The organism is Kosakonia oryzendophytica (assembly GCF_900094925.1).
GTDB lineage: Bacteria > Pseudomonadota > Gammaproteobacteria > Enterobacterales > Enterobacteriaceae > Kosakonia > Kosakonia oryzendophytica.
Genome location: NZ_FMAY01000008.1, coordinates 75,189 through 93,184, shown reverse-complemented (window position 1 = coordinate 93,184; position 17,996 = coordinate 75,189). Strand labels below are relative to the sequence as shown.

Sequence of the window (17,996 nt, the reverse complement as noted above, 5' to 3'; positions counted from 1 at the left end):
GGGAGAGGGGCGGGGTGAATGCTCGGTTTTCTCCCTCTCACTGGGGGAGAGGGGCGGGGTGAGGGAACCGTTCTCCCCCATCCTTGTGAGAGGATCGGCGTGAGAGCTCGGTTTTCTCTCTCCCTGGGGGGAGGGCCGGCGTGAGAGCTCGGTTTTCTCCCTCTCCCTGGGGGAGAGGGCCGGGGTGAGGGCAACCTAGACCAGACTCTTCAGGCGATAAATCCACTCCAGCGCCTGACGCGGTGTTAACGCGTCCGGATCAAGATTTTCCAGCGCTTCAACAGCCGGGCTGGTCTCTTCCTGAGCCGCCAGCAGCGACATCTGCGTACCATCGACTTGCGTAGCTGCTGCATTCGGCGACAGGCTTTCCAGTTCGCGCAGCTTACCACGCGCCCGCTTGATCACCTCTTTCGGCACGCCAGCCAGTGCGGCAACCGCCAGCCCGTAGCTCTTACTGGCCGCACCATCCTGCACGCTGTGCATAAAGGCAATGGTATCGCCATGCTCCAGTGCGTCCAGATGCACATTTGCCACGCCTTCCATTTTCTCGGGCAGTTGCGTCAACTCAAAGTAGTGAGTGGCAAACAGCGTCAGTGCCTTGATTTTATTCGCCAGATTCTCTGCGCAAGCCCAGGCCAGCGACAGACCATCATAGGTGGATGTCCCGCGGCCAATCTCATCCATCAACACCAGGCTGTTTTCGGTGGCATTGTGCAGAATGTTGGCGGTCTCGGTCATCTCCACCATAAAAGTCGATCGCCCGCTGGCCAGATCATCCGCCGCGCCGACTCGGGTAAAGATACGATCAATGGGACCAATCTCGACCTTCTGTGCCGGAACATAGCTACCGATATACGCCAGCAGCGCAATCAATGCAGTCTGACGCATATAGGTACTTTTACCGCCCATATTCGGCCCGGTAATGATCAGCATCCGGCGCTGAGGGGATAAATTCAGCGGGTTAGCGATAAACGGCTCTTTCAGCACCTGTTCCACCACCGGGTGACGGCCTTCGCTAATGCGAATGCCCGGTTTGTCGCTAAAGGTCGGGCAGCAGTAATTGAGCGTTTCAGCGCGTTCCGCCAGGTTGACCAGCACATCCAGTTCTGCCAGTGCAGACGCGCTTTGTTGCAGATCCGCCAGGTGTGGCATCAGCAGATCGAACAGTTCTTCATACAGCTGTTTCTCCAGCGCCAGCGCTTTGCCTTTAGAGGTCAGGACCTTATCTTCGTACTCTTTCAGCTCCGGAATAATATAGCGTTCGGCGTTTTTCAGCGTCTGGCGGCGCACATAGTGAATGGGCGCCAGGTGGCTCTGACCGCGGCTGATCTGGATGTAATAACCGTGCACGGCGTTATAGCCGACTTTCAGGGTATCCAGCCCGAGACGTTCGCGTTCGCGGATCTCGAGTCTGTCGAGGTAATCGGTCGCCCCCTCCGCCAGCCCACGCCACTCGTCCAGCTCGGCGTTATATCCTGGAGCAATGACGCCACCGTCGCGCACCAGCACAGGTGGAGCGTCAATAATCGCCCGTTCAAGCAATTCACGCAGTTCGGTGAATTCACCCATGTTTTCGCGCAGCGCCTGAACCGGCGCACTGTCGATGTCCGCCAACTGGCGGCGCAGTTCCGGCAATTGCTGGAAAGCGTAACGCATACGCGCCAGATCGCGTGGGCGAGCGGTGCGCAGCGCCAGACGGGCAAGAATACGTTCAAGGTCGCCGACCTGGCGCAACACTGGCTGTAATTCGCCAGTGCGTTCCTGTAACGCGCTGATGGTTTGTTGGCGTTCGACTAACACCCGGGTATCGCGCACGGGCATATGCAGCCAGCGTTTCAGCATACGGCTACCCATGGCGGTGACGGTACAGTCCAGCACCGACGCCAACGTGTTTTCTATCCCGCCTGCCAGGTTCTGGGTGATCTCCAGATTACGGCGCGTGGCGGCATCCATAATAATGGTGTCCTGCTGGCGCTCCATAGTAATGGAGCGAATATGCGGCAGGGCGGTGCGCTGCGTGTCTTTCACATATTGCAGCAGACAACCGGCGGCGCACAGACCGCGCGGAGCATTCTCGACGCCGAAGCCAACCAGATCGCGGGTACCGAATTGCAGATTGAGCTGCTGGCGGGCGGTGTCAATTTCAAACTCCCACAGCGGGCGGCGGCGCAAACCTCGGCGACCTTCAATCAATGCGGTTTCCGCAAAGTCTTCGGCATACAGCAGTTCGGCCGGGTTGGTACGTTGTAATTCGGCGGCCATGGTGTCGCGATCGGCCGGTTCGCTTACGCGAAAACGCCCGGAGCTAATATCCAGCGTGGCGTAACCAAAGCCTTTGCTGTCCTGCCAGATGGCGGCCAGCAGGTTATCCTGACGTTCCTGCAACAGCGCTTCATCGCTGATGGTGCCTGGTGTCACAATGCGTACCACTTTGCGCTCAACCGGCCCTTTGCTGGTGGCAGGATCGCCTATCTGTTCGCAAATCGCCACGGACTCGCCAAGGCTGACCAGCTTCGCCAGATAGTTTTCGACGGCATGATACGGTACGCCCGCCATTGGGATCGGTTCACCCGCCGATGCGCCGCGTTTGGTCAATGAGATATCCATCAACTGCGATGCGCGTTTGGCATCGTCGTAAAACAGCTCGTAAAAGTCCCCCATGCGATAGAACAGCAGAATGTCCGGATGCTGAGCTTTCAGCTTCAGATACTGCTGCATCATTGGGGTATGGGCGTCGAAATTCTCTAGTGTACTCATCAGTTTATGATGTCCATTTTCTTAAATTTTAATGAGTGAGTGATGTTTTTAATTTTCATTAGGTTTCACGTTGCTCATTGGATCTCATGAAATCCTGCACTTCCTTTCATAAGGACGTAGCGAGCATGATAACCAGGTCTTTATGGCAGGGAAACAACGGGGAGGTGTTGTTGTTTAAAGTGAGAGAAATGATGAAGCCAGGTGACAGTGATAAAGCCGATATCGGGAAAACGCGTCCAGCGGCGCAATCGGCGTCAGGTCTTTTTTCTACGGTTACACGAGCGCTCTGCAGGGCAAGCTTGTGACCCCAACCCGGTAGACGTTCCGGCTCTATAGTTTGGCCTGATTGTCTGGCTAAACCAGGGCAGCTTCAGAGAGTCTCTTTTTGCGAAATAATATATTTAATATTCCTCTAAAATGCAGTGAAATAGACAATTGTATGCATATTCATTTAAACCAATGCAATTTGTGTGGATATATCCAGGCCGTCCTGAATCTAAAGAAATATTTTCCAGCTCCTTTATTAAATCAATGTTTGTTGATGAGTGAAAAAAGTGTTGGTTGAACAGTCGCCTACTGCTTTTGAAAATCATTTAATACTTATGTTTAATGCCGCCTACAAAGAAATTACTGGAAATTATAGGAGTCTTTGAGTGCCTTTAGGGTGAATGCCTATTCCTTAATTTATTTTGCATTTTAAAAATAAATAAAAAATAATTAGGTCATTAATAATTCGTAATTAAAAAATAGAAAAATACAATTATCACAAAAGTTTTAAGATTTATCTTATTGGTGTGAAAGTTTGAGATTTTTTGCATTATAAATCAATCAGGTAAGGGTTGTTTTTTCGGTATGTGCTCTCAAACTTCAAAAATAACAAGAAAATATATATACACAAATATTTAAATTTCACTTATAAACTTTCACATCTCGTTTCGCTAAAACAATTAGGCATTACATTAAATCAATCCAGATAACCCTCACCTGCAACTGGAGATTACAATGCTACAGCAAGCGCTACGCAGTAATATCAATAATGGTCCTCTCAATGTGAGCGATATCGACAGGGTATTGGCGTACCAAAATGAGGATCTCATCACTAAATTTAGAAAGGAATGGAATGTCACTCAGGAGGAGGCGGAGGATATATTCTACGAGACTAAAAAGTTCCTTTATCTTGCCGCCCGCTGTCAAACTGAATGTTTTAATATATCAGTATACGAACAAATGCAGGTCATCGATGAGATGTGGCATACCTTCGTTCTTTTTACAGATAGGTATCACCATTTTTGTGAAGAATACCTTGGGGGGTTCCTTCATCACTTCCCGTTTACGCGAGAAATGCTGAGAAGTGAAATTAAACACATAACAGCGATGAATAGTGATTTTGAGACTTATAAACAACAGGCTTATCATAACCAAATCCTTAAAATTAAGGAGGTTCTTGGCGAGGAGACTGTTATTAAATGGTACGGTGAGTATGCCGTTAACTATAGTATCGATCGCCTCAATGCTTTAAGGATGCCACTTGTTTCAAGTGAAGTTAGCAGTAAATCATTCAATATGATTACTTCTGAAATTCTTGCTATGCCTAAAGATGAAGTTATGAAAATTATCATGGGATCACTCACGGGTAAGGCTGGGTGTGGCTGTTCTGGAAAAGGTTGTGGTGCCGGATGCTCTTGTAACTCAAGATAATTCATGAGTGCAGCCCGCTTAATGCGGGCTTTAAAGGTGATCGTATGGATTTCATTGAAAAAAATCTGCTAAAAAAAAATAAGCTAAGTCAAATATCGACGCTATCACTGACGGTGATTTCTTCATTTTTATTCATCTCATTCGGTGTTCTTGTACGATATTGCATTGATAATAAACAGGAGCTTTCCTCCTATGAGGGAGTGGTTGTTTTTTGTTCTCTTTTCATCGCAATCAGAATTTTAATGCCTATCAGTTATGCGCTTACTGAAAGAATTGTGCATGAGTACTGCATTAAATCGGAAAGTGAATTGCGTACTGAAATATATTCAAACATAAATTCTGTTTATGCAGAGGATATGGATTCGGTCAATAAAAGTGAGCTGTTCTCCGTATACGAAACTGCAATGGGTTCGATTGGAACGTATGTCAGGACCATCTGGAGTGAAACTTTACCCGTTGTATTTCAGACGCTTTTCATAATTGCTTCTGTCTGGTGGTATCTCGGCAGTACAATAGCTCTGGAGTTCCTTTCAGTTGTCTTAATATATGTTATTTTTATTATAAAGTTGACGGAAAAACGTTTCTCTTTAATGCGAAATGTAGCAATGAGCAGGAAGAAAATTAACGGCCTTCTCCATGGGCTCGGGTCCGTTCATCTTTCCTCTAAAATTTATAGTTCTGGCTTGCGGAGCCAGGCTACAATGCGTCATGCTGTTATTAATTATGATAATTCTCAGCGCTCTGTCCGGGACGAATTTTTTCGCTTTGGTTTTTTTACGACCCTTCTTTCTTCCTTTGGTAGCGTTATTGTCCTCGTTTCGGCCGGAATTGCCTTTAATACCGGTGCGATAACATTCGGAAGCCTTATCATGCTTGCGACGTTTCTCTTTCAGGTCTTTCTCCCATTGAATCGCATTGGCGTCCTCTGGCGTAATATTAACCGGTGCAGGATTGACTTCCGTATATTAAATGACGCTTTGTCTCCTCTTCGCAAACATATTAATGCAGATAAGGCTGACATGAGTTCACAATGTGGAAATTTCCCTGACCAACTTTATATCATGCTCAATGATGTCTACAAAAATAAAGATGGAAAAACCGTTTTTTCTGGCCTGAGCGGGGATATACAGTTTGATTCAGGAAAACCCGTTCTTCTGCTTGGTGAAAATGGCACAGGAAAAACAAGCCTGGTCAGGTTGTTGAGCTTGATTGACAGGCCAGATAAAGGAACTATCATTTTCTCCCCCGACATAACGTCAGCCGGATCAGACGGAACGACGCCTCCTGGCGTTTCCGTTGTTACCCAGTCTTTTTCTCTTCTTAATGCGTCGCTAAGAGATAACCTTATCTTCTTTTTGGGAGAATTTGATGAGAAAAAATTTGCTGTAATTTCAAAACGGATTTTTTTCCCTTACGAACTGGATTTTTCAGTTGGTGAAGGCGGGCGTAACCTTTCAGGTGGTGAATTACAAAAATTAAATATAATTACAGCTTTTTTAAAATCATCCCAACTCCTGATCATGGATGAACCGACATCTGCACTCGATCATGAGTCCACACGAGTACTTATAGAAATGATTAAGGAGTATTTACTAACCGGCCACGTTCTGATTGTTTCTCACGATCCTGGACTTCAGGCAGCATTTCCAGACTCCGTAAAATATGAAGTTAAAAAAGATGCTCTTATTCACCTAACTGGCATTAAACAAAAGGCAGGCTGAAATGGACAAGCAATTTATTGCTCAGCAGGAAATTGAAACATTTACCCGCACAGCGTTTCAGAAGAAGCCGTATCTTTTTGAGAAGGTTGATGCTTCTGGGCTATTATGCTGGGATGATATTAATTATCTTCTGGAAAAAGATATTCTGGATTATCCAAGAATTCGTCTGGCTAATGACAGTAACCCTGCCATCCGGGGTTACAGAGGCTTTGTTTCTTACACGCTCAGCGTGACTGGCGAAAAGTCGCCGCATGTAAATCGCTACAATCTTCTCAAAAGTCTGCAGTCTGGAAGTACCCTTATTATCGATCGCTGTCAGGCATATTTTGAAAATGTGCGAAAAGTGACTGATTATCTGAGTTCTCAGTTACGGTGCCGGTCGACAGCGAATCTTTACTGCGCGTGGTCATCCACGCCAAGTTTTGGTCTCCATTTCGATAACCATGATGTCATCGCCGTACAGATCGAGGGGGCTAAATTGTGGGATATTCACGCCCCCACTCATCCCTATCCCTTGCTGTCAGATAAAAGTTTCGATTTCACGCCACCGGCGGGTGAACCCATGATGACACTGAGAATTGAGCCAGGACAGGCCGTCTATTTGCCCGCCGGATACTGGCATAATGTACGTACAGAAGGGGAGCGCTCCCTTCACATTTCTTTTCCTGTGATCCGGCCGCGCAAACTTGATGTTATTAAAACGGTTTTAGACTCCCTTGCGCGGTATCCTGAACTGCGCGAACCTGTCGCTTTTTCGAGCAGCGCTTCTGATAATGCATCCTTGCAGATGATGCTCACAGAGTGCCTTAAAGAAATTGATATAGATTTGTGGGAGTCAGCTATTATTCAAGACTGTATGCAGCAGCGATATGTGAAGTTTAACCTCCCTGATATAAGGACCCGGGATGTCAGAAATTAAATTAAGCAAAGAAGAAAAGCACCTTATCGTGTCTCAACTGCAGTCATACTGTGAACAGCAGCTGGATTTCCAGCTGGAGCAATTTGATGCGGAATTTTTTGCGGAGTTTGTGATAAAAACCTTTGGGCCCCTGTTTTACAATGCGGGTATAGAAGAGGCGATTAAAACGCATCAGTCATTCAGTGAGCAAATACAGGAATACATGGATCTGAAGAGGATACTGTGAAAATTGGATCAAATCTCCAGCTGATGCGTAAAGAATGGTATAACGCTTTCTATTGTTTGGATATTGCTCAACTGGATTATCTTGAGGCTGATTGGTTCTTCTCCACTAACGGAGAGAAGATGATCTATAAGAAACATCAGCTGCGCAAATTAACGCTCCTGAAGCAGGATAATCCTGCTGTTTTTCAGCAGACACGCCGGGAAGAATATGACGTTGTCACGCGTGAGCTTGGTGACATAGCTTCGGTAAGCGGTATCGCCGTGATTTCATCACCGGATGAGCAAATTCGGATAAGCTTTATTGAATGCTGGATAAAACTGAAAGGATCGTGGAAGCTTCAGTTTCAGTCTTATGAATCCTCTGAGCCCTGACTGAAGCGTGCTACAGGGTTAAGAGCAGCTGACGATGCAGACCGGAAAATCATTTACTGCAGAAACAGGAGCCTTCCTCTATTAAGGAAGGCTCTTGGGCAAATCAGTAATTGGATCATATTCGAGATCAGAGTCAGTAGGGGGGAGAAGAATCAACGTTAAACATCGTTTGTAGCGGCCAAAAGTGGCTGCTATGGCAGCTTTCGGATTGGCCGCCGCATGCTGCTGCCACCACCGGCCCTGTCCATATTCTGCTTCATAGCGAGCGATTTTGTTCTGCTGTCATTCACGGCGGCTTCTCCGCTTACGGGAACAGAAAGTCCCCGACGCTTCAGACAAAGTGTAACGTGTTCGCACCACCAGTATATGATTGCATTTTCTTAAATTTTAATCAGTTAGAGGTTTTTTTAATTCTCATTAAATTTTACATCGCTCATTGGTTCTTTTATTAACGGAGCTCAGGTCAACTCCGTCAGCCCCCGTTCATTAACTGCGTCATATTTCAGAACGTCTCCTGTCATTGAATTCTGCCATCGCTCAATAAAGGCCACAGTATCGGCAGATTCAAGGTGCGCGCTCAGTGCAACGTGATTTTTCCAGCGCTCAGCTATCAGTATTTTCCCTGCCAGATTATCCTCGACGGCGATGTTGTACGAAATGTTGCCATCGCGCCTCCGCACGCTTTCAGCCAGCAACCCTATCTCATTCATAAATTGTCCCAACACAGAAGGTTGGATATGGACATAACCAAGGATAATTAACATGTTACCCCCATCTTCCTGCCACACATATAACCTCAATGAATGGCAGGTTTCGCGATAATCAAAAGTTCGTGAGCACAATTTTGCCCTGAATACTTCCCTGTGCAGCGCGCTTATGCGCATCTGATGCTCTGGCTAAGGGATAAGTACTATCTATAACTACCCGAATAATGCCTTTTTCCAGAAGATGAGCGGCTTCAGTGAGTTGCGCACCACTCGAACGTACTTGTGTGGAGGAGACGGTAATCCCTTTTTTAACGGCCTCATTCTGGCCGGAAAACCCTAACGGATTAACCAGAAACAATGCGCCGCCCTGTTTGATGCAACCAAGGAAGCGCGCCATATTTGAACCACCGACACTGTCCAGAACGAGATCGACATTTTCTACTGCGGTCTCTGCGGTTGTAAGGGTGTAATCGATGAACTCATCCGCACCCAGGTCGCGTAGACGTTTTTCATGTCGGGACGAGGCCACGGCAATAACCCGCGCCCCTTTCCACTTCGCTATCTGTACGGCGAGATGTCCCACGCCCCCGCCAGCACCATTTACCAGTACTGTCCGGCCATTCAGTGAAACCGGTGTGTGCTGAAATGGCTGAAATGGATTGGGGGCATCGTGACCCAGCTCGACAAGGAATTGCCAGGCCGTAAGAAGCGACATCGGCGCACCAGCAGCCTCGACATGTGTGAGTCCGTGGGGTTTGAGTGCCACCTGTGATGCGGGAATGCTTACATAGTCTGCATAGGCACCGCTGCCATTCATTATCCCTTCCGGGAAGCGCACCATGGAATAGACCTCATCGCCAGGGCTGAAGGCAGAGACATTTTCACCGACGGCTGCAACGACGCCGGATACATCAGTTCCCAGGATGAGCGGGAATGTGGGGGTTGGCCACCATTCAGGCGGAAGCGCCCGATAGCCGTCCCGGAGATACAAATCGGGGGGGTTAAGACTGGCAGCATATATCTTTACAAGTACTTCGTCGCTTCCCACAGTGGGTTTCGGCGCGTCTTCATACAGCAGGTTTTCGGGCCCCCCAAAAGCATGCAGTTGTACTGCTTTCATTACCTCAGTCATTATCATCTCACTGTAAAAGGATTCACGTGACAAATAATAAGATCGTTCCCATGGATTGATAATCAGGCTCCATTTCGCTTTAATTGTGCCATGAAGGAACAAATTGGTTTTGAAAGACTCACGGGTCTTATTGCATTCGCGCGTGCCGGGTCTCTCGGTAGCTATACGGCTGCCGCCCGCTCTCTGTCCGTTTCACCTTCAGCGGTAAGTAAGAGTATCCAGCGGCTGGAGCATCAGCTCGGGGTCACGTTATTTACCCGCACCACACGCTCTTTGGTTTTGACCGCGGAAGGGCGTGAGCTGCACGAGCGAGCATTACGGTTGTTGCGCGATGCTGAAGAGATTGGGCAACTGGCAAAGCGCGCACGTGCAGAGCCCGCGGGAACACTGAGAATAGCGGCATCGTTGCCGATCGGTATTCATATGATCGCCCCGGTTATTCCGCAGTTCTGCGCCATTTATCCCAACGTGAAGATTGACTTACGGTTAAGCGATCACGTGATAAATATCGTTGATGAGAATATTGATATTGCCGTCCGGCTCGGTGAACTCGCGGATTCAACTCTTTTGTCTCGCCACCTTTCTCCTTATCACATAGGTTGTTATGCCTCGCCTGAATATTTGGCCAGGCACTCCGCGCCAGAACACCCGAATGATCTAACGGAGCACAAAACGGTCAATCTGCGTTACCAGAATACCGGGCAGGTTTTTCGCTGGCCGTTCCGGGTTGGAGAGCAGGAGATCGACATCGTGCCTTCATCTGAGATCATCGTTGATGTCAGTGAAGCCGTTGTAGCGGCAGTGGCTGCCGGTGCCGGAATAGGCATGGCAGCGAGCTTTGTGGCTGATTCGTGGGTAAAGAATAAAAAATTAGTCCCTCTGCTGACGGACTTTACCGTAGAGCGGCATAACATTTCGGTACTGTGGCATGAAAGTCGCCGCGCTAATCCTGCTGTGCGTGCATTCCTGGATCATCTTTTTGGGCATTTTTAGATGCCAGTTACCGGTTTGAACATTTTGGCGTCATCAAGATGATAAATATCCACTCCTGCCACAGCGCGGACCTGTTGAAGAGCCGCAAGGTCCGCTATGAGCGGGCACTTTTGCCTGGACTAGCCCCACGACAGTAGACAAATCCTGTCCTCTCAACGAGGACTGTTTGAAGGCTTCCGGGCTGACACCGCTGAGATGGCTGTGGTTCCGGGCCCGGTTGCAGAGCGCACCCATGTAATCGAAGATATCGGCACGACCAGATACCGGGTTGTGTAGATCCGTTTTCTGATACGTTCCTTCTTCAGTGAACTGGAGCAAGGTCGTTGAAGTAAAACAGTACCGCCAGCAGCAGGGCGGTACTCTCGCTTTAACGGAGGTCGTCGCTATGTTTATATGCAGCTTATGACGTCAGTCGATAGTGTGACTGCACCAGACCCGAAGGGAAGCTGCGGCTTGATAACAGCGTCAAATCTATATCCCCGGGCAGGGATCCGAACAACGGTTTTCCCGAACCGAGCAGGACAGGAACGGTAGTGATAACGATATCGGCGACCAGACCTTCGCGCAGAAACGACTGTATGACCTGCCCGCCATCGAGATAGACTCGATGCGCGTTCTGCACCGTCAGGTCAGCAAGCACTTCCCTTGGCGTGCGGCATGAGAACTGCACTTTGCCCTTCAGCTCATCGGGCACGGGGGTATCGGTTCGCTGTCGGGAGAGCACCAGCACGGGGCGATCATAAGGCCATTCATCAAAGGTCAGTACCTTCTCATAGCTGCCTCGACCCATAACGATCCAATCTTTATCCGCGATGAATGCTGCATACCCATGATCTTCTGTTGGGTCATCGCGCTGCAACAGCCAGTCGATATCGCCATCCTGTCGGGCGATATACCCATCAAGACTGACCGCGATAAAAACATGTGTGGTGACCATCAAGTGCTCCGTATTCAGGTTGCATATATCTCGTTGAGTTTAGGGATGTTAGCGGTATTGACATGCTTCCTGTGGAAAAATGTAGCATGAGAGTAGCAATGTCCCCTTTATGGTTTAAGGCAAAAAAACGCGTGGCGTTGAATCCAGAAGGGGGCAGATCATCACAACTCGAAGCTTACTGTCCAAAGCCATGTTCAACGGGACTGGATCGCACGTTTTACCTTCCTGTTCAAATCTGATTCGAATCCCCCAGATATGAGATATTTTTTTGTCCGATGATGCGGTCTTTGTTTCACTGCGATGCGTTCATACTCCAACCTCATGCAATGTGAGAGATTTGAGAAGGATTGTCCTTCATGAGCGAAAAATAGTCTAAAGTTTAATGCAATATAAAAAAAGATAAGCAAATCAGAGAAGTGGGTAAATAATATCGTTTTACGTCTTATATTATTCCTGGAAAATACACATCAAACCATCTCATTAATCCATTTCAAGAATGCTTGAATCTTTGGTCTGGTTTCATCACTTTTACGGCAGATAAGATCATATCCAAAACCAGAAGGTACACGCTCAAAAATAGTAACAAGATCACCAGATTCAATATATGGCTTAATAAGGTGATATCTGCCCAATGCTACACCCATAGAATTTCTGGCTGCAACCATGGTAAGTTCCTCATGATTGAAAACGTATTTATGTTTTAATATATTTGGGTTTCTATTTGTAGATATCAACCAATGTTGCCATTCGTTAAGTGGTGACAAAAACTCCAGCGATTCTGTACAATGCAGAAATGTCACCTCTTCGAAGCGACTATCATTATCCAGTAAACAAAAACGTTTAGCATATTCAGGTGTGCAAACAGGAGTGAGAAATTCCTCAAATAAACGCACATGATAGAAATCAGGATGCTTTTCATTTCCATAATAGATGGCAATGTCGACAGGTTGATTTTGAAAATCAAGTTTACTGGCCTTAACTCTAATTTTAACATCAAGGTGAGGATATAAACATTGAAATGTAGATAATCTGGGTACTAGCCACAGATGTGCAAATGTTGGAGCGACCCCAATATATAGCTCACCTCTTAATTCGTTAAATCTGATATCATCTATTTCGGAAAAAATAGCTGAAACAGATTTTGTTAAGGTCCTGAGCATTCTTACACCTTCTTCTGTCAACTCAAGCTTCCTTGTCAATCGTATAAAAAGTGCAAAACCGAGATCTGCTTCAAGTTTTTTAACTCTTTGGCTTACAGCGCTCTGTGTTAAACAGAGTTCCTCAGCGGCAAGTGTAAAGCTAAGAAATTTAGCTACCACACTGAAAGTATACAAATTTGCTAAAATATTCTCTCTGTTTGCCATAGGTGTTACCTTCCATGTATAAGCTCTTCTAATGCATAGGCTGCGCGATGTTGTTTGTCGACATTGGTTGTTTCATGAAAGATTAACATAACAATTTATCTGAGGAATAACCATAATGAGTAATAAATTAAAAGTTGTCGTTATCGGGGGAGGCTCCAGCTATACACCAGAATTGATTGAGGGTCTAATAAACCGTCATTCTGAGCTACCAGTTAGCGAATTATGGCTAGTAGATATAGAAGAAGGAAGGGAAAAAGTTAATATCATTTCTGAACTTGCAAAGCGAATGATAAAGCATAAGGGTTTACATATTGATATTAACGTTACGCTGGATCGCCGCCTGGCCCTCAAAGATGCTGACTTTGTTTGCTCTCAATTTAGAGCTGGTTGTCTTGAAGGCCGTATCCGAGATGAACGAATCTCTCTGAAGTACGGAATGATTGGCCAGGAAACTAATGGTTTGGGTGGTTTTGCCAATGCATGTCGTACTATTCCTGTAACTCTTCAAATCTGCCGGGAAATGGAAGAACTTTGTCCAAACGCCTGGTTTCTTAACTTCACGAATCCCTCAGGTATGGTCACAGAGGCGATTCTGAAATACACAAAAATTAAAGCAATTGGATTATGTAATGTACCAGTAATTATGGAGAAAGGGATTTCCAAAATACTTAACGCCAGCGAAGGTGAGTTTATTATGCAAGTGGCTGGCCTTAATCATTTGATATGGGCACGTAAGGTACTCTATCAAGGCGATGATAAATTGGATTTTATCATTAGTGAAATACTTAAAGGTAATGACCCCTTGGTTCCTTCTAATATTCCTCCGTTTGAATGGCCTGACGATCTCCTGAGGAAAATGGGAATGATCCCTTGTGCGTATCTACGATATTATTACATGAGTGATGATATTATGAAGCAGGAGCAAGCTGAGGCAAATGGAGAAGGAACTCGTGGCGAAGTAGTTAAGGCAATAGAAAAAAGGCTTTTCGATATTTATAAAAACCCTGCACTAGAGGAAAAACCTAAGGAACTCGAGAAAAGAGGTGGGCAGTATTATTCCGAGGCTGCATGTGAATTAATGGCTTCCATATATAACGATAAACGTAAAATCATGCATGTTAATACTCGAAACAATGGAACAATCAGCGGATTACCCGACGACTGCGTCGTTGAAGTCAGCTCAATTATTACTAAAAATGGTCCGTTGCCTCTTAATGTCGAACCATTTCCTGACGATACGCTGCGGCTTATCCAGCTGATGAAAGAATTCGAAACTCTGACAGTTGAAGCTGCAGTTAAAGGCGATCTCGTTGCAGCAAAACGAGGTTTAATTCTAAATCCAATCGTAAATACCGGTACGATACTGGACGAGGCTCTGAAAGAAACGGTGTTTGAAAATCTCGAACATATGCCTCAATTCCACTGGATGTTTGACGCAAGTTAATTTTTGATTACTTACAGCTAATAACACCTTATTTAATATAAAGAATATTTTCCATATGAATATTTGAGTGTTGTTAAGAAATGAATGATAGCTTGATTTTAAACCTAAAGGCTCAATCATGACAAAAGTTATGGACAAATTAACAGCGTTTCTGGATCGGCATTTTGTCCCCTATGCGGCAAAAATTGCTAATCAAAGACATTTACAAGCTGTCAGAGATGGTTTGGTTATGTCTATGTCGTTGGTCATCGTCGGTTCAATTTTTTTAATTATTGGTAATATACCTATTCCAGGTTATGCCAACCTTATGGCATCTATCTTCGGCAGTGGCTGGAAAGAGGCACTCTCTATACCTGTAGGTGCTACCTTTGGTCTGCTCGGTTTATTTGTTAGCTTTGGCGTTGCTTACAGATTAGCAGAGAAATATTCCCTGGATGCTGTCACCTCTGCTCTTGCTTCGGTAACTGCTTTCATGATCGTTTCACCTTACGAAATTTCTTTTTTTATTAAAGAGTTAGGTAAAAATATAGATGTCGCCGGGATTAATCTCAATTACATGGGGGCTAAAGGAATGTTTGTATCTATTCTGATGGCCATCTTTTCTGTTGAAATCATGCGATTCTTCGTAAGTAAAAATTTAGTAATAAAAATGCCAGACAGTGTTCCCTCTGCTGTATCTAAATCATTCACGGCATTAATACCGATATTCTTTATAGTACTATTCGCTCTTTCTTTACGCGTTGGAATCCAAAATACGAGTTGGGAAAATATCCATATACTCATTCAAACATTCGTGTCACAACCACTGTTACATGCAGGTGGATCCTATTGGGGGGCAATGCTTACTACTCTTTTTATTAGTTTACTATGGGCGGTAGGTCTGCATGGTTCAACTATTGTTCAGGCGGTAATGATGCCCATTTGGTTAACATTGATGGATCAAAACCGGATTGCTTTTGAAGCAGGCAAAGAAATACCCAATATAGTTACTTTTGATTTCTTTTATTTCTCTACAAAAATGGGAGGGGCTGGTTCGACACTCGTTCTGGTGTTATTCATGGCATTTCTGGCAAAATCTCAACACTTAAAGGAAATTGGCAAATTGTCGGTAGTGCCTGGTATATTCAATATCAACGAGCCTGTTATTTTTGGCGTTCCAATTGTGCTCAATCCACTGTTGCTTATCCCTTTTATTATTGCACCGCTTATTGCTACAACAACTACTTATTTTGCCATGGCGACTGATATTGTACCCAGATTAACTGGGGTCACTCTTCCATGGACAACTCCAATAGGAGTATATGGTTTTTTAGCTACAAATGGCAGCATTGCCGCAGTTATATTGACGGTGGTTAATTTACTTATTGTTGGCGCTATTTATTATCCATTTTTCAAAGTCTTTGACAGACAAAAATGTCAGGAAGAACTAAAAACAGAACAAGTTGCAATTTAAAAACAAAAATTTAAATGAAGTTAATCGCCGAGGCTATCCGATGAAAAAGATCATTTTATGTTGTATGGCAGGTATGTCCACAAGTATGTTGGTTGCTAAAATGCAGCGAGCTGCTAATGAAGCAAAAATAGATTGTGAAATCCATGCAGTGGCTGCGGATCAACTAAAGTCAAATTTAGATGGTGCAAACGCTGTTTTGTTAGGGCCACAAATCAGCTACAAGTTGTCTGAAATAAAGCAATTATGTAATGAAGCTAAAGTTCCTTGTGATGTCATAAATATGTTGGATTATGGTTCAATGAATGGCACCAAAGTTTTAGACTTTGCTATAAAAATGTTTCTTGATCCGATTGGTTGACTTTTATAATTGATATTCTAAGTTTTAAAATCCGATTATATAAAATGAAAAGGTGAAATATGAAAATTAGAGATATAGAAATTTTTTGTGCGGATTTCGAACCGTCCTCACCAAATGAACCCGTTTTTATTAAAATTAATACAGATGAAGGGATCAGTGGTTTTGGTGAAGCAGGCGTTGCCTATGGTAATGCGAAGCTCGGTGCGATTGGGCAACTTCAGGAGTTTGGTAAGTTGATTATCGGACAGGACCCTTTTGCAATAGAAAAAATTTGGGATCAGCTTTACAGAGACACTTTCTGGGGACAAGGTGGCGGCACCATAATTTTTTCTGCCATGAGTGCTATTGATATTGCCCTTTGGGATATCAAAGGTAAGGCATTGAATGTGCCCGTATATGAGTTATTAGGCGGAAAAAGTCGAAACAAAGTTCGAGCTTATGCCAGCCAAATTCAATTTGGTTGGGGTAATAAAGAAACACCGCTACCAGGAATTACACAATTAGCAGATGCTGCAAAAAGTGCAGTGAAAGAGGGCTATACTGCTATTAAAGTTGACCCCTTACAAAGAGATATTCATGGGAATAAAAATAAAAGAAATGATGGTTTTTTAGTTCATGAAAAGTTGAAACTTTGCAGAGATAGACTAGTTGCTATTCGCGAAGCGGTGGGAGATGATGTGGATATTATATTGGAGTTACATGCTAAGACAGACTTCAATTCAGCTTTGCAAATTAACAAACTTATAAAAGATCTTAACATCCTCTATATGGAGGAACCATGCGTATCGCTAAATGCAGAGTTAGTTAAGGAGCTACGTAATGAAGTTGATGTTCCACTTGCGGCTGGTGAAAGAATATTTACTCGATATGGTTTTCGGCCATTTTTGGAGAATCGTTCGCTTGATGTCATTCAACCAGATATTGCGACTTGTGGTGGCATTTCGGAAGCCAAAAAAATTTGTGACATGGCGAGGATCTATGATGTATTAGTTCAACCACATATTTGTGGTGGCCCAATTTCAGCTGCGGCAGCTTTACAGATAGAAGCTGTAATTCCTAATTTCTGTATTCATGAACACCATATAGGAAATTTAAGCGATTTCAGCCGAAATCTGAGTGAGTATGACATCCAGCCAACTGATGGTTATATCACTATTCCTGACAGACCTGGTATTGGTCAAAACATCCCGGACTTCGTTATTAATAAATGCAATCGCATCAAGATAAATTAATAATTATCAATTAGCTTAAGTGGGTGATAATATGGATTTAGAGTCTACGATTATGGAACTCATTATAAGTGCTGGGCAATCCAAGTCCTGTGCATTTGAGGCATTATCATATGCAAAAAATGGAGAGTTTGAGAAGGCAAATGAGTTAATAGAAAAATCAAAGGAGGCTGCAAATAAAGCTCATATGGTGCAGACTGAGTTTATAGGTCTGGATGAAGGTTGTGGTAAATTACCAGTAACTCTTATTATGGTTCATGCGCAGGACCATATTATGACATCTATCCTGGCGCGAGAGTTAATAGAGGAGTTAATTGAGGTGTATAAAAACAAACCAACTCTTAGTTCTAATGTTATTCATTTATGAAAACTAATGCCATATAGGATAAATTAAAAATAAAGCGTAGGGTTATTTTTCCAAATTCTCTTTAAAGTTCATGGCCCATATCTGTTTAATAATTTCTACGCTTAAGTATCAACTAACTCCGCTTTTGGCACTCAACAGACGTTTGTGGAATTTACATGCTGTACATGCAAAGCTTGTTTTAAGGGTTTAAATGGGAATGTCGGCAGTATAGAGTAGAGTAATCTCTCGACCTGCGATGCACAGCCAATGTGTCATAAGAGTATGCTCGTCGAAATTCTCAGGTGTACTCATTAGTTTATGATGTTCATTTTCTTAAATTT

Annotated in this window: 16 protein-coding genes and 1 pseudogene; 11 read left to right on the top strand and 6 right to left on the bottom strand. The window is 44.6% G+C overall.

Annotated features, from left to right (window positions below):
- Nucleotides 1-195 precede the first annotated feature (195 nt).
- Entirely contained in the window at nt 196-2,757 is a 2,562-nt protein-coding gene (gene mutS / locus GA0061071_RS14710; RefSeq protein WP_061493365.1) for a DNA mismatch repair protein MutS, read from the bottom strand.
- 1,002 nt (nt 2,758-3,759) lie between these two features.
- Between mutS and GA0061071_RS14705 the strand changes: the two genes are divergently transcribed.
- The 5 genes from GA0061071_RS14705 to GA0061071_RS14685 are packed head-to-tail and all read left to right on the top strand — an operon-like array spanning nt 3,760 to nt 7,692.
- Nucleotides 3,760-4,455 (top strand): glycine-rich domain-containing protein, encoded by a 696-nt coding sequence (locus GA0061071_RS14705; protein ID WP_088237798.1) that lies wholly within the window; start codon nt 3,760-3,762, stop codon nt 4,453-4,455.
- Nucleotides 4,456-4,499: 44 nt separating this feature from the next.
- Nucleotides 4,500-6,176, top strand: a complete 1,677-nt coding sequence (locus GA0061071_RS14700) for an ATP-binding cassette domain-containing protein (RefSeq protein ID WP_061493367.1) — start codon at nt 4,500-4,502, stop codon at nt 6,174-6,176.
- A gap of 1 nt (nt 6,177) precedes the next feature.
- The gene (locus GA0061071_RS14695) at nt 6,178-7,095 is read left to right on the top strand and encodes a JmjC domain-containing protein (protein WP_061493368.1); all 918 of its coding nucleotides are present in this window, start codon (nt 6,178-6,180) and stop codon (nt 7,093-7,095) included.
- On the top strand, nt 7,082-7,321 hold the full coding sequence (locus GA0061071_RS14690) for a DUF2164 domain-containing protein (RefSeq protein WP_061493369.1): 240 nt from the start codon (nt 7,082-7,084) through the stop codon (nt 7,319-7,321). The genes GA0061071_RS14695 and GA0061071_RS14690 overlap by 14 nt, the downstream gene beginning before the upstream one ends.
- Entirely contained in the window at nt 7,318-7,692 is a 375-nt protein-coding gene (locus GA0061071_RS14685; RefSeq protein WP_245191429.1) for a nuclear transport factor 2 family protein, read from the top strand. The genes GA0061071_RS14690 and GA0061071_RS14685 overlap by 4 nt, the downstream gene beginning before the upstream one ends.
- Nucleotides 7,693-8,150: 458 nt before the next feature.
- Here the strand turns inward: GA0061071_RS14685 and GA0061071_RS14680 are convergent, their stop codons facing one another.
- Nucleotides 8,151-8,456 (bottom strand): putative quinol monooxygenase, encoded by a 306-nt coding sequence (locus GA0061071_RS14680; protein ID WP_088237799.1) that lies wholly within the window; start codon nt 8,454-8,456, stop codon nt 8,151-8,153.
- A gap of 58 nt (nt 8,457-8,514) precedes the next feature.
- Nucleotides 8,515-9,531: an NADP-dependent oxidoreductase gene (locus tag GA0061071_RS14675; protein WP_088237800.1), complete on the bottom strand. Its 1,017-nt coding sequence runs from the start codon at nt 9,529-9,531 to the stop codon at nt 8,515-8,517.
- A gap of 90 nt (nt 9,532-9,621) precedes the next feature.
- On the opposite strand from GA0061071_RS14675, the gene GA0061071_RS14670 reads away from it, so the two are divergent.
- Nucleotides 9,622-10,524, top strand: a complete 903-nt coding sequence (locus GA0061071_RS14670; RefSeq protein WP_088237801.1) for a LysR family transcriptional regulator — start codon at nt 9,622-9,624, stop codon at nt 10,522-10,524.
- A 156-nt stretch (nt 10,525-10,680) separates the two neighbouring features.
- Here the strand turns inward: GA0061071_RS14670 and GA0061071_RS23320 are convergent.
- From GA0061071_RS23320 to GA0061071_RS14655, 3 genes and pseudogenes are all read right to left on the bottom strand, one after another.
- Nucleotides 10,681-10,835: pseudogene (locus GA0061071_RS23320) on the bottom strand (IS3 family transposase); the annotation flags it as partial.
- 89 nt (nt 10,836-10,924) lie between these two features.
- Nucleotides 10,925-11,461: a dihydrofolate reductase family protein gene (locus tag GA0061071_RS14665; protein WP_088237802.1), complete on the bottom strand. Its 537-nt coding sequence runs from the start codon at nt 11,459-11,461 to the stop codon at nt 10,925-10,927.
- A 467-nt stretch (nt 11,462-11,928) separates the two neighbouring features.
- Nucleotides 11,929-12,825 (bottom strand): LysR substrate-binding domain-containing protein, encoded by an 897-nt coding sequence (locus GA0061071_RS14655; protein ID WP_088237803.1) that lies wholly within the window; start codon nt 12,823-12,825, stop codon nt 11,929-11,931.
- 115 nt (nt 12,826-12,940) lie between these two features.
- Between GA0061071_RS14655 and GA0061071_RS14650 the strand changes: the two genes are divergently transcribed.
- The 5 genes from GA0061071_RS14650 to GA0061071_RS14630 all read left to right on the top strand — a co-directional run bounded on the left by GA0061071_RS14650 (nt 12,941) and on the right by GA0061071_RS14630 (nt 17,676).
- Nucleotides 12,941-14,269: a 6-phospho-beta-glucosidase gene (locus tag GA0061071_RS14650; RefSeq protein WP_088237804.1), complete on the top strand. Its 1,329-nt coding sequence runs from the start codon at nt 12,941-12,943 to the stop codon at nt 14,267-14,269.
- Between the two features lie 118 nt (nt 14,270-14,387).
- Complete coding sequence (gene celB / locus GA0061071_RS14645) at nt 14,388-15,722, top strand: PTS cellobiose transporter subunit IIC (protein ID WP_088237805.1); 1,335 nt, start codon at nt 14,388-14,390, stop codon at nt 15,720-15,722.
- Between the two features lie 40 nt (nt 15,723-15,762).
- Nucleotides 15,763-16,080 (top strand): PTS sugar transporter subunit IIB, encoded by a 318-nt coding sequence (locus GA0061071_RS14640; RefSeq protein ID WP_088237806.1) that lies wholly within the window; start codon nt 15,763-15,765, stop codon nt 16,078-16,080.
- Between the two features lie 59 nt (nt 16,081-16,139).
- Nucleotides 16,140-17,312: a mandelate racemase/muconate lactonizing enzyme family protein gene (locus tag GA0061071_RS14635; protein WP_088237807.1), complete on the top strand. Its 1,173-nt coding sequence runs from the start codon at nt 16,140-16,142 to the stop codon at nt 17,310-17,312.
- A gap of 31 nt (nt 17,313-17,343) precedes the next feature.
- Nucleotides 17,344-17,676 (top strand): PTS lactose/cellobiose transporter subunit IIA, encoded by a 333-nt coding sequence (locus GA0061071_RS14630; RefSeq protein ID WP_088237808.1) that lies wholly within the window; start codon nt 17,344-17,346, stop codon nt 17,674-17,676.
- Nucleotides 17,677-17,996 lie beyond the last annotated feature (320 nt).

Bases quoted from the DNA above. Each gene is read 5' to 3' on its own strand.
- GA0061071_RS14655 (WP_088237803.1), bottom strand. From the start codon at position 12,825: ATGGCAAACAGAGAGAATATTTTAGCAAATTTGTATACTTTCAGTGTG.
- GA0061071_RS14680 (WP_088237799.1), bottom strand. From the start codon at position 8,456: ATGTTAATTATCCTTGGTTATGTCCATATCCAACCTTCTGTGTTGGGA.
- GA0061071_RS14695 (WP_061493368.1), top strand. From the start codon at position 6,178: ATGGACAAGCAATTTATTGCTCAGCAGGAAATTGAAACATTTACCCGC.
- GA0061071_RS14675 (WP_088237800.1), bottom strand. From the start codon at position 9,531: ATGACTGAGGTAATGAAAGCAGTACAACTGCATGCTTTTGGGGGGCCC.
- celB (WP_088237805.1), top strand. From the start codon at position 14,388: ATGACAAAAGTTATGGACAAATTAACAGCGTTTCTGGATCGGCATTTT.
- GA0061071_RS14700 (WP_061493367.1), top strand. From the start codon at position 4,500: ATGGATTTCATTGAAAAAAATCTGCTAAAAAAAAATAAGCTAAGTCAA.
- GA0061071_RS14690 (WP_061493369.1), top strand. From the start codon at position 7,082: ATGTCAGAAATTAAATTAAGCAAAGAAGAAAAGCACCTTATCGTGTCT.
- GA0061071_RS14630 (WP_088237808.1), top strand. From the start codon at position 17,344: ATGGATTTAGAGTCTACGATTATGGAACTCATTATAAGTGCTGGGCAA.
- GA0061071_RS14705 (WP_088237798.1), top strand. From the start codon at position 3,760: ATGCTACAGCAAGCGCTACGCAGTAATATCAATAATGGTCCTCTCAAT.
- mutS (WP_061493365.1), bottom strand. From the start codon at position 2,757: ATGAGTACACTAGAGAATTTCGACGCCCATACCCCAATGATGCAGCAG.
- GA0061071_RS14640 (WP_088237806.1), top strand. From the start codon at position 15,763: ATGAAAAAGATCATTTTATGTTGTATGGCAGGTATGTCCACAAGTATG.
- GA0061071_RS14665 (WP_088237802.1), bottom strand. From the start codon at position 11,461: ATGGTCACCACACATGTTTTTATCGCGGTCAGTCTTGATGGGTATATC.
- GA0061071_RS14635 (WP_088237807.1), top strand. From the start codon at position 16,140: ATGAAAATTAGAGATATAGAAATTTTTTGTGCGGATTTCGAACCGTCC.
- GA0061071_RS14650 (WP_088237804.1), top strand. From the start codon at position 12,941: ATGAGTAATAAATTAAAAGTTGTCGTTATCGGGGGAGGCTCCAGCTAT.
- GA0061071_RS14670 (WP_088237801.1), top strand. From the start codon at position 9,622: ATGAAGGAACAAATTGGTTTTGAAAGACTCACGGGTCTTATTGCATTC.